This is a genomic window from Streptomyces sp. NPDC048370 (genome assembly GCF_043200825.1).
Lineage (GTDB): Bacteria > Actinomycetota > Actinomycetes > Streptomycetales > Streptomycetaceae > Streptomyces.
In genome coordinates this window covers 216323-227946 of sequence record NZ_JBICYI010000011.1, presented here as the reverse complement: position 1 = coordinate 227946, position 11624 = coordinate 216323, and the positions used below count along the sequence as shown (strand labels likewise).

Sequence of the window (11624 nt, the reverse complement as noted above, 5' to 3'; positions counted from 1 at the left end):
GTAGTTGAGTGTCGTACGGCCGAAAGGCGCCCTTGCGGCGGTCGGCCGGGCGGCCCGAGACTCCCCCACAGCGCCGGCCCCTGGCCGCGCCTCACGGGTCCGACACCCCACTGCGGACCCCCGATTCCCCTCTGGAGGAACGTCAAGTGAGGATCAAGCGCACCACCCCCACGAGAACCATCCGTCTGCTCGCCGTCGCCACCGGTCTCGCCGCCGCCGCGGCCGTCGCGGTCCCCGCCGCGAACGCCGACACCGCGCAGACCTTCGGCGCGTCGCAGCTCTCTGCCGCGGGCGACGCCGTCCTCGCCGCCGACGTGGCCGGTACCGCCTGGCACGTCGACAAGGCCACCAACACCCTCGTCGTCACCGCCGACTCCACCGTCTCCCAGGCGGAGATAGCCGAGATCAAGCGGGAGGCCGGCGCCAACGCCGGGGCGATCCGCATCGAGCGCACCCCCGGCAAGTTCAACAAGCTGATCTCCGGCGGCGACGCCATCTACGCCACCAGCTGGCGCTGCTCCCTCGGCTTCAACGTCCGTGACAGCGCGGGCAACTACTACTTCCTGACCGCCGGTCACTGCACCGACGGCGCGGGCACCTGGTACTCCAACTCCGGCCGCACGACCGTCCTCGGCTCCACCTCGGGATCGAGCTTCCCGACCAACGACTACGGCATCGTCCGGTACACCAACACCAGCGTCACCAAGTCCGGCACGGTCGGCAGCGTGGACATCACCAGCGCCGCCAACGCCACCGTGGGCATGTCCGTGACCCGCCGCGGCTCCACCACCGGCACCCACAGCGGCTCGGTGACCGGCCTCAACGCGACCGTCAACTACGGCGGCGGCGACATCGTGTACGGGATGATCCGCACCAACGTGTGCGCCGAGCCCGGCGACTCCGGCGGCCCGCTCTACTCCGGCAGCCGCGCGATCGGCCTCACCTCCGGCGGCAGCGGCAACTGCTCCAGCGGCGGTACGACCTTCTTCCAGCCGGTCACCGAGGCGCTGAGCGCGTACGGGGTCAGCGTCTACTAGGCCTGAGTGCGCCGTACCACGCCGTACTAGGCGGAGGACCCTGCTCCGTAGCACCATGATCCGAACCGAAGTCGGGTCCCCCTGCCCTCTCGTGGCCGGGGGACCCGATGCGTGGAATCGTGGTGGGGAGAAGCGTGTGACCGTCCGTCCCGGTGGGCCGATACCCGAATCCGACGCCCAGCGCAGGGTCCGGCGCAGCCCGCTGCTCTTCACGGCCCCGATCGTGCTGCTCTGTCTGCTCTCCGCCGTCCTCGGCTGGGAGATCGTCCGCGCCAACATGTCGGAGCAGGCCAGGGCCGACTGGCCGTGGCGGCTGCAGTTACTGGACATGGAGCCGCTGGGCAGCCTGCTGGCGGTCGCGGCGGCCGCCGTCCTCGGGCGGGCGCAGTACGCCCGTGCCGTACGGCCCAGTCTGGGCTGGCGGAGCGACTGGACGACGGGCCGGCTGCGCGGGAGCGCCGTCGAATGGCGGGCCGGGGTCTACAACGGCGGCCAGCACACGGCGGTGATCGAGCGGTACGACTGCCGGGTCGTCCTGGCCGGGGAGAGCGACCCGGACGCGACCCCGTGGACGGACCTCCCGGGGGCCGTGGCGATCCTGACCGGGGCCGGTCTGGTCGCGGGCGAGGACTTCCAGATCCCCCTCTACGGCAACTTCCCACTGGTGGGCACGGGGACGTACGAGACCGTCGACATGGGGGCCTTCTCCCGGCGCTTCGTCGACGAGGTCGACGCCTTCCATGTCCGGCTGCGGGTCGTGGACACCGTCGGCGACAGCCATGAGCGGATCATGAACTGCCTCAAGGGCGCCCGCTCGACCGCCTATCTGCCGCCGCCCGCCTGACCTCCCTGGCCTGCTTGACCTTCCAGGCCGTGCAGGTGTTCCTGGTTCCGTAGCCACTCCAGGACGCTCGGCAGGGCGTGGTGGGCGGCGAAGTGGCCGGCGTCCGGGACGAGTTCGAGGCTCGCTCCGGGGATCCGGCCGGCCAGCCAGCGGGTGTGGGCGGGTGGCGAGAAGGCGTCGTCCAGGCCGTGCCAGAGCAGGACGGGGGCGGTGACGGCGGAGACGTCGAAGCCCCAGGGGCGGGTGAAGGCGAGGCAGTCGTCGGTCCAGCCGTGGTGCGTGGCGCCGAGCGCCTCGCGGTAGGTGCGCAGGAGCGTGGCGCGTACGGCGGGGTCGGAGACGACCGGCAGGTCGTGGTCGGAGAGTTCGGCCCGCAGGTCCTCCACGAGCCGCTCCGGGTCCTGTCTGATGGCCGCCGCCCGGGCGGCGAGGTCCGCGTCGAGGAGCTCGGGCGACTCGGCGGCCAGACCGTACTCGCGCACGTTGAACGGGGTCATGCCGGCGAACCAGTCGAGCCCGTCCGCGTCGCGGGGCGCGATGCTCACGAGCGCCGCGGCGGCCCGGACCCGCTCGGGCAGCAGGGCCGCGCAGGCCAGCGCGTGCGGGGCGCCGCCGGAGCGCCCGACGGCGGCGAACCGCTCGATGCCGAGCGCGTCGGCGACGGCCGCGGCGTCCCGGGCGGCGTCGGCGACCCGGCGTCCGTGGTGCCGGTCCGAACCCCCGTATCCAGGCCGGTCGTAGGCGAAGAACCGCAGGTCGGGGCGGTGTGCGGGGAGGTCGGGCAGCGCGGTGCCCAGGCGGCTGCCGGGGGTGCCGTGCAGGAGCAGTACGGGGGTCCCGGTGGGATTTCCCCATTCCTCGGCCAGCAGCAGGCGGCCGTCGTCGGTGCGCACATGCTTTCCCATGGCAGGAGAGCCTAGCGGCCCGGAATCGGCGAAATAGTTGTGAAAGTCTTCACAAGCCCGCAAAGGGCTAAAGTCCCTCGGTGTTTGTGCAGGTCAAGAGCTGTTTCCTGGAAGGTTGGGCGATCTTTAAGGGGCTTTCGTCCGGTCCTCCGGGGGCTTTGTTCGAGCCATTTCGGCGGACCCCGGGTGTCGAATGGAGGCATCGGAAAAAGGGATCGAAGAAGGAGTACCTGCCATGGAGGCCAAGGAGATGGTGGACGGACTCGTCCAAGGGGCTCTCGCGGCGCTCGGGCGGTTCGAGGAGTTCGACCAGGAGCGGGTCGACCACATCGTCAAGAAGGCGTCGCTCGCCGCGCTGAGCGCCCACGGCGAACTCGCGAAGCTGGCCGCGGAGGAGACCGGCCGCGGGCTCTTCGAGGACAAGGCCGTCAAGAACCTCTTCGCCTGCGAGCACGTCACGAACTCGATGGCGGGCCTGAAGACCGCCGGGGTGATCCGCCGCGACGAACTGAACGGCATCACCGAGATCGCCGAACCCGTCGGTGTCATCTGCGCGATGACCCCGGTCACCAACCCCACCTCGACCACGATCTTCAAGGCGCTGATCGCCCTGAAGACCCGTAACCCGATCGTCTTCGCCTTCCACCCCTCCGCGCAGAAGTGCTCCGCGGAGGCCGCCCGGATCGTCCGCGACGCCGCCGTCGCCGCCGGAGCGCCCGCGGACTGCGTGCAGTGGATCGAGGAGCCCTCCATGGAGGCCACCGGCCTCCTCATGCACCACGACGGGGTCTCCACCATCCTCGCCACCGGCGGCAACGCGATGGTCGAGGCGGCCTACTCCTGCGGCAAGCCCGCCCTCGGCGTCGGCGCCGGCAACGTTCCCGCCTACGTCACGAAGAGCGGCAAGCTGCAGCGGGCCGTCCACGACATCGTGCTCTCCAAGGCCTTCGACAACGGCATGATCTGCGCCTCCGAGCAGGCCGTCGTCCTCGACCGGGAGGTGTACGAGCAGGGCATCGCCGAGTTCGAGCGGCTCGGCGCGTACGTCGTCACCGCCGCCGAGAAGACCAAGCTGGAGGAGTACGTCTTCGGGACCACCGCCTACGCCACCACCTGCGCGGGCGCCAAGCTGAACGCGGCCGTCGTCGGCAGGTCCGCGCAGTGGATCGCCGAACAGGCCGGCTTCGAGGTCCCGGCCGGGACCACGCTCCTGCTCGCCGAGTGCCACGAGGTCGGCGAGGGCGAGCCGCTCACCCGCGAGAAGCTCTCCCCGATCCTGGCCGCCCTCAAGGCCGACACGACCGAGCACGGCCTCGAACTCTCCGCGCGGATGGTCGAGTTCCACGGACTCGGACACAGCGCCGCGATCCATACGGAGGACGAGGAGCTCGCCGAGGAGTTCGGCAAGCGGGTCAAGGCGATCCGGGTCATCGTCAACGCCCCCTCCACCTTCGGCGGCATCGGGGACGTCTACAACTCCTTCCTGCCCTCCCTGACCCTCGGCTGCGGCTCGTACGGCCACAACTCGGTCTCGAACAACGTGACCGCGGTCAACCTGATCAACGTCAAGCGGATCGGACGGCGCAACACCGACATGCAGTGGTTCAAGGTCCCGCCGAAGATCTACTTCGAGCGCAACTCCCTGCGCCACCTCGGCGAGATGGACGGCCTCAAGCGGGTCACCGTCGTCACCGACAGGACCATGGGCACGCTCGGCTTCGTCCAGAAGGTCACCGACATCCTCCAGGCCCGCCCCTCGGCGGTCGTCCTCCAGGTGATCGGCGACGTCGAGCCCAACCCCGAGCTGGCGACCGTCCAGGCCGGCGCCGCGCGGATGCGGGACTTCCAACCCGACACGATCGTCGCCCTCGGCGGCGGCTCGGTGATGGACGCGGCGAAGATCATGTGGCTGATGTACGAGCACCCGGAGGTCGAGTTCGCGGACACGAAGGAGAAGTTCTTCGACATCCGCAAGCGCGCCTACAAGTTCCCGGGGCTCGGGGAGAAGGCGCAGATGGTGGCGGTCCCGACCACCTCGGGCACCGGCAGCGAGGTCACCCCCTTCGCCGTCATCTCCGACCCCGCGGCCGCCCAGAAGTACCCGCTCGCCGACTACGCGCTCACCCCGAACGTCGCCATCGTCGACCCGGTGCTCCCGATGGGGCTCCCGGCGAACGTCACCGCCGACTCCGGCTTCGACGCCCTGACCCACGCCACCGAGGCGTACGTCTCGGTCTACTCCAACGACTACACCGACGGGCTCTGCCTCCAGGCCGTCAAGCTCGTCTTCGAGAACCTGGAGCGGTGCGTGGTGAACGGGGCGAAGGACCCCGAGGCACGCGAGAAGATGCACAACGCGTCGACCGTCGCCGGAATGGCCTTCGCCAACGCCTTCCTCGGTCTGGTCCACGCAATGGCGCACACCCTCGGCAACACCTTCCACGTCGCCCACGGCCGCACCAACGCCCTGCTCCTGCCGCACGTCATCCGGCACAACGGCCGGGTCACCGGCAAGGCCACGCCGTGGCCGAAGGCGGAGGTCTACCGGGCTCCTGAACGCTTCCAGGAGATCGCGAAGATGCTGGGCCTGCCGGCCGCGACGCCGGAGGAGGGCGTGGAGTCGTACGCGAGAGCCGTCGAGGAACTGCGCGCGAAGTGCGGGATCCCGGCCTCCTTCCAGGAGGAGGGCGTCGACGAGGCGGCCTTCCTGGAGGCCCTGCCGCAGCAGGCGATGAACGCGTACGCCGACCAGTGCGCGCCCGCCAACCCGCGGATGCCGATGATCGAGGAGATGAAGGAGCTGATGACCCGGGCGTACTACGGCGCCTGACCGCCTGCTCGGCGATGGGGGCGGGGCCCGACGGTGAGCGGAGGTTCACCCGGCGGCGCCGCCCGCGGCGCCGAGCTCCTCGGCGATCGGCTCGGTGCCCGGCTTGCGCTTGAGCGAGGCCATCACCAGCGTGATCGCGCTCCCGACGACCGCCCAGGCGGAGAGGACCAGGAGCGAGAAGGTGACGTCGTTCCCCTTGAAGTACGCGATCGAGCGCGCGACCCAGGTGCCGGCGCCCGGGGGCAGCCCCGGGCCGATCGCCTTCCAGAAGGGCGGCAGCATCGGCAGCGGGAACGCGCCCCCGGCGCTCGGGTTGCCCGCGACGACGATCAGCAGGATCGCCAGGCCGATGCCGACGATGCCGAAGAGCGCCTGCAGGGCGAGCGTGATGGCGCCGACCGAGAAGACGACCAGGGCGCCGAGACCCCACAGGGCGACGACGCTGCCCGGCAGGGCGTCCAGGATCGGTCCGACGATGACCGCGCCACCGAGGCCGCCCAGGATCGCGTAGACCGCGAGGACGCCGAGCCGGATGATCGCGCGCTCCCGGTTCGCGGGGCGGGACCCCGCGCTGATGGCGAGGATCGCGGCGCAGATGTAGCCGCCGACGCACCAGCCGACGACCAGGTAGAAGGCGGAGAGTCCGTCGAAGTCCTGGGGTGAGGCGGGGGCGACGTCGACGGTCCTGACGGTCCGCCCGCCGCCGGCCTCGATCCTGGTGACGAGCGTGTTCAGGGCGGAGGAGAGCACGGTGCCGCCGCCGGAGGCGACGAGCAGGGTGTCGGTGTTCCCGGCCGGGTTCACCACGAGGGCGCCGTCGATCTCCCGGTTCAGGATCTGCTCGCGGGCCTCGGCCTCGTCCGTGAGGGTCCGGGCGTCGAGCGGTTCGCCGGGGAGCTGCTCCAACTGGCCGACCAACTGGGCGGCGACCCGTGGGGGTGCGGCCACGCCGAAGGGGACGTCCTTCGGCTTCGGGTTGTGAAGCGCCCCGACGTACGAGGCGATGAACAGCAGCTGGAGGGCGAAGACGCCGACGACCAGCAGGGCGGCGCGGGGGGTGACGGCACTCTTCAGTTCGTCGACGAGGCTCATGCCCCCACGCTCCGGGGAGGGGAGTGATCGCGCAGGCGGGATGGGGCCGAACGGATGACGGTCAGGGCATTCCGGCGGTGCTGGCGGGCCGTACCGCACCCGGACCGAAGCGTGCCCTGGCCCGGTCGGCCGCGGCTTCGATGCGGCGGGACTTGTCGTCGTCGGGCCCGAAGGTCAGCTGCAGGGACGCCGTACCCGCGTCGCACAGGCCCTCCGCGCGCAAGGTGATGCCGCGGACGCGGGCGCGCTGCAGGCCCAGGGCCATGTGCAACGCGTGGGCCGCCGCGCGGAGTCGAGGGCTGTGCGCGGTGGGTTCGGGCAGGGCGCGGCTGCGGGTGGTCGTCGAGCGGTCCGCGTACTGGACGGACAGGACCAGGGACGTGCAGGCCTGCCGCTCGCCGCGCAGCCGTGTCCCGAGACGCTCGGCGAGATGGGTCAGGGCGTCGTGCTGCCGGCCGGGGTCGAGTTCGTCGCGTACGAAGCGGTGCTCGGCGCTGAACGTGCGGGGCGGGGCGCCCGGGGTGACGCGGGTGGGGTCGATGCCCGCCGCGCGCTGGTGGAGCCGGCGTCCGGCGGTCGCGCCCAGCAGGCGCTGGAGCGTGAGCAGGGGAGTGGCGGCGATCTGGTCGGCGGTGGACAGCCCGTAGGAAGCCAGGGTGCGTGCCGTCGCAGGACCGACGCCCGGCAGTGCGGCGGCGGGCAGGCCGGTGAGGAACGCGGCGACGGCCTCGGGGGCGTCGGGGACGGTGCGGATCGCGCCGGGGGCTCCACGGTGGGCGGCCAGTTGGGCGAGCAGCGGGTTGGGGGCGATGCCGACGGTCACGTCGACGTCGAGGACCGCGGCGGCGCGCATCCGGATCAGGGCCGCGAGCCCGGCGGCGTCGCGGTCGAAGTACCGCACGCTCCCGGACACGTCGGCGAGTGCGGCATCCGGCGGCAGCGCCTGGGTCACGGGTGTGAACTCCCCCAGCATGGTGAGGAGTTGGAGGTATGCGGGCTCGGGCTGCGGGCCGAAGTGCAGATAGAGGATCATCGCCGGTCACCCCGCGCTTCCGGGACTCGCATGATGGAAGGTCCTTCCGTCGAGAGCGGTGAGCGCGGCCGGGGTTCCGGGCGGCTTCAGATCGGCCCAGGGGTGCAGGGCGTAACCGGTCGGCTGGGTGATGACCCGGCGCGTACCGCCCTGGCGTGCGGCGGCCGCGGGTCGGGCGAGCCGGTCCGCGACGGCGGCCGGGCCTCCGTCGCCGTACAGCTCGATGAGCTCGGCCAGGTCCCAGGCGGCCGTACCCGTGATGCTGAAGGCGCGCGGCGGGCGGCGGGTCAGCGTCCCGCGGACGAGCAGCAGGCCGCTGTGGAAGACCGTGTGGGCGCAGCGTGCGTGGCTGTCCTCGAAGAACGCCAGGTCGGACAGGCCGGTCGGGTCGTCGAGGGTGGCGAAGATGACGCGCTTGCCCGAACGGATCGGCGGGGTCTGGGTGGCGACCTTGACGCCGGCGACCAGCACGGTGGCGCCGTGCCGCAGCCCGGGCAGGGCGGCGGCGGGCGTCGCACCGATGTCGGCGAGGAGGGGCCGGTGGTCCTCCAGGAGGTGGCGTGAGACGTCCATGCCGAGCACGTCCAGTTCGGCGGCCAGCTGCTCGGAGTCGTTCATGGGCGGGAGGCCCGTGGCCGTGACGTCGCCGGGGGCCCCGTCGCCCCCGTCGCCTTCGCCCGCCATCGGGAGCTGCCCCGCGGAGGAGTCCCGGCCACGACCGGACCGGTGCAGCTCGCCGACCTTGAGCAGGAGTTCACGACGGGGCAGCCCGAAGGAGTCCATCGCCCCGACCTGCGCCAGTCGTTCGGCCAGCGGGCGGCTGGGCCGGGCGCGCTGCCAGAAGTCCTCGAGGGAGGTGTAGGGCTGCCCGGCGGTGATGCGTCCGCTCTCGGCGTCGGTGATGCCGCGCACCTGCGAGAGGCCGATCCGCACCCCCCACTTACCGGACACCAGTTCGATTGTGTGTGCGTCCTGGGAGTGGTTGATGTCGGGCAGCAGCAGGGGCACGCCGTGCCGGCGGGCGTCCGCGGCCAGGACGCGCTTGTGGTACATCCCCGGATCGTGCGTGAGCAGCCCGGCGAGCAGGGCCGCCATCCGGTGGGCCTTCAACCAGCTGGACTGGTAGGCGGGTTGCGCGAACGCGGCGGCGTGCGCCTTGGCGAAGCCGAAGCTGCCGAAGCCCTCCAGGATGCTCCACACGTCCCGTACCGCCTGCACCGGATAGCCGCGGCCCCGGGCCCGGTCGGCGAACCAGGCCCGGATCCTGCCCTGCCGCTCGGGGTCGGACAGGGCGCGGCGCGCCTCGTCGGCCGTGCCCCGGTCGCACCCGGTCATCGTCGCCATGATCGCGATGACCTGCTCGTGGAAGACCACCTGCCCCTCGGTCTCCCGCAGGATCGGCTTCAGGTCCGGGTGCGGGTAGCGGGTCCGGTTCCGGCCGTCGCGGGCCTCGATCAGCGGAGCCACCATGTTGGCCGCCACCGGGCCCGGCCGGAAGAGGCTGATGTCGAGGGTCAGGTCGAGGAACGAGCGCGGTCGCAGATTCTGGACCAGTTCCCGCTGCCCGGGACTCTCCAGCTGGAAGGTGCCCAGGGTGTCCCCGGACGTGATCATGGCGTACGTGGCGGGGTCGTCCGGCGGTACCTGCGCGGGGTCGTCCAGGTCGAGGTGTTCGCCGGTGACGCGTTCGATCTCGGCGACCGCGTGGGCGAGCGCCGACTGCATCCGTACGCCGATGACGTCGATCTTCGGATGCCCGGTGTCCTCGATGTCCTCCTTGTCGAACTGTGACATGGCGATGTTCTCCACGGTGGTCGGCGCCACCGGGGTACGGCTCAGCAGCCCGGCGTTGGAGACGAGCAGCCCGCAGGGGTGCATCGCCGACTCGTTCGGGAGCCCGTCGAGCGCCTCCACCAGCTCCCAGAGCCGGCCGTGGTCCTCGGCCGCGACCTCGCGCAGCTCCGGCAGTTCGGCCAGGGCCGCCCGCACGTCCTTCGCCCGGATGTGCGGAAACGCCTTGGCGAGGCGCGCCGCCTCGTCGGGGTCCATGCCCCGGGCCCGCGCCACGTCCTCGATCGCCCCGCGCGCCCGGTACGTCTTGTACACCGCGAGCGTCGCCACCCGGTCGGCCCCGAACCGCTCACGGACCGCCTGGTAGACCTCCAGCCGCCGCGCCGACTCCACGTCCAGGTCGATGTCGGGCAGCGCGGACCGCCGCGCGGACAGGAACCGCTCCATCAGCAGGCCGTGCGCCACCGGGTCGACCGGACTGATGCCCAGCAGGTGCGTGACCAGCGACCCCACGCCCGAGCCACGGGCCGCGACCCGGATGTCCAGCTTCCGGGCCTGCTCCGCCACCTCGGCGACGGTGAGGAAGTACCCGGCGAAACCGTGTCCCGCGATGATCCGCAGCTCGTCCTCGAGCCGGTCCCAGCGCCGGGGCTCCCGGTGGTAGCCGCGGCCCATCATGCCCGCAGCGCACCGGTCCGCCAGTGCCCGGTCGGCCGCCCCGGCACGGACCCCGACCAGCTCGGGCTCCGGGAGGTTCAGCCGCCCCAGGCCGAACGCCTCGCCCGGGTCGACCACACAGGCCGCCGCCGTCTCCTCGGTCGCGGCGAGCAGCCGCCGCGCCTCCACGCCCCGTCCGCCCGCCGCCTCGGCGATCCGTCCGGCGATCCGCTCCATCTCCCCGGCGTCCTTCAGCCACCGCTGCCCGCCGTCGAGCCGGGACGCGTCCCGGGTGTCGACCGGTACGAGCAGACGCGCGGAGTCCAGGATGTCGGCGACCTCGCCCTGGTGCGGATCGGCATAACGCACGGCATTGCTCAGTACGGCCTCCACCTGCTGTTCGGCGGCGAAGCCCGCGAGGCGCGCCGCGAGGCGCAGCGACCCGGGGCCGGTGCCGGACCGTCCGTACCAGGAGACCTCGATGCGCAGCGCCCGGCCGAATCGCTCGCGCCACGGAGCGAGCAGCGCCGTGGCGCGGTCGGGCCGCCCGGAGGCCAGCGCCCGCCCCACCTCGGAATCCGCTCCGAGGAGTACGAACAGCTCGTCGTCCGCGCAGGTCAGCTCCTCCCAGTCGAGCCCCTGGTCCGACGAGGACGCCGTCACCAGACGGCACAGACCGGCCCAGCCGGGCGCGTTCCGCGCGAGGAACACCGCACGCAGCGGTGCCTCCGTCACGAACGCGCCGCCCCGGGCCGGCGTCCGCTGCCGCGGGGTGCGCGCCGCATCGCCCGCCGGTACGCCGGGCACCGCCAGATCGGTGCCGAACAGCGGCCGGATGCCGGCCCCCGCGCACGCCTTGGCGAACCGCACCGCACCCGCGAGCGAGTCCCGGTCGGTCAGCGCCAGGGCGTCGAGCCCGCGCTCGGCGGCCCGCTCCGCGAGGGCGTGCGGGTGGCTGGCCCCGTAACGCAGCGAGTAGCCGCTGGCGGCACGGAGATGCGTAAACGACATACACACCTCCTGCTTCCCATGAGCCCCCTTCGCGTCATCTGCGCGATCTGCGTCATCTGTGTCGCCTCGATCGTGAGAAGCACTCTAACTCAATCTTCGCACGTTCGTTCGATTGATGCTGCGCGAAGGGGCTGGTGGGCGTGCCTGGGTGTGTTCGGTTACGCCGCGACGTTCTCCCGCCACGCCGCGACGTTCTCCGCGCGCTCCGCGACGGCCGGGCGGCGGCGCAGGTCGACCGCCCAGGGGAGGGCGGTCGGCCATGGTGGGCGTGTACTCCGTGTTGACGAGAAGTCAGTTTTTACCGACGCGTAACTTCCCAGCCGAGGCTACTCGTGCGTAGCTTGGCCTGAAGCAGAGCATCCCCACTTGTGGTCCGGGCCGCAGGGCTTACTGCCGTCGTTCGTTTCTGATTTCCCTTGAGCCG

7 protein-coding genes are annotated in these 11624 nt (G+C 71.9%); 3 read left to right on the top strand and 4 right to left on the bottom strand.

The features are described from left to right. Positions 1–146 precede the first annotated feature (146 nt). Both ACGFYP_RS23995 and ACGFYP_RS23990 read left to right on the top strand, forming a co-directional pair. Entirely contained in the window at positions 147–1037 is an 891-nt protein-coding gene (locus ACGFYP_RS23995) for a S1 family peptidase (RefSeq protein WP_393497032.1), read from the top strand. Between the two features lie 136 nt (positions 1038–1173). Further along, positions 1174–1881, top strand: a complete 708-nt coding sequence (locus tag ACGFYP_RS23990; RefSeq protein ID WP_393497029.1) for a hypothetical protein — start codon at positions 1174–1176, stop codon at positions 1879–1881. On the opposite strand, the gene ACGFYP_RS23985 is transcribed toward ACGFYP_RS23990, so the two are convergent. After that, positions 1860–2786, bottom strand: coding sequence for an alpha/beta fold hydrolase (locus ACGFYP_RS23985; RefSeq protein WP_393497026.1), 927 nt, complete (start codon positions 2784–2786; stop codon positions 1860–1862). The two genes, ACGFYP_RS23990 and ACGFYP_RS23985, sit on opposite strands and share 22 nt — an antisense overlap. Before the next feature lie 235 nt (positions 2787–3021). Between ACGFYP_RS23985 and adhE the strand changes: the two genes are divergently transcribed. Beyond that, positions 3022–5616 (top strand): bifunctional acetaldehyde-CoA/alcohol dehydrogenase, encoded by a 2595-nt coding sequence (gene adhE / locus ACGFYP_RS23980; protein ID WP_393497023.1) that lies wholly within the window; start codon positions 3022–3024, stop codon positions 5614–5616. A 45-nt stretch (positions 5617–5661) separates the two neighbouring features. Here adhE and ACGFYP_RS23975 read toward each other — a convergent pair whose 3' ends face one another. The 3 genes from ACGFYP_RS23975 to ACGFYP_RS23965 form a co-directional block, all read right to left on the bottom strand. After that, positions 5662–6708 (bottom strand): DUF3533 domain-containing protein, encoded by a 1047-nt coding sequence (locus ACGFYP_RS23975; protein ID WP_393497020.1) that lies wholly within the window; start codon positions 6706–6708, stop codon positions 5662–5664. A 61-nt stretch (positions 6709–6769) separates the two neighbouring features. Then, positions 6770–7741, bottom strand: a complete 972-nt coding sequence (locus ACGFYP_RS23970; protein ID WP_393497017.1) for a hypothetical protein — start codon at positions 7739–7741, stop codon at positions 6770–6772. A 6-nt stretch (positions 7742–7747) separates the two neighbouring features. Further along, positions 7748–11200: a DNA polymerase III subunit alpha gene (locus tag ACGFYP_RS23965; protein WP_393497014.1), complete on the bottom strand. Its 3453-nt coding sequence runs from the start codon at positions 11198–11200 to the stop codon at positions 7748–7750. Between the last annotated feature and the right edge of the window lie 424 nt (positions 11201–11624).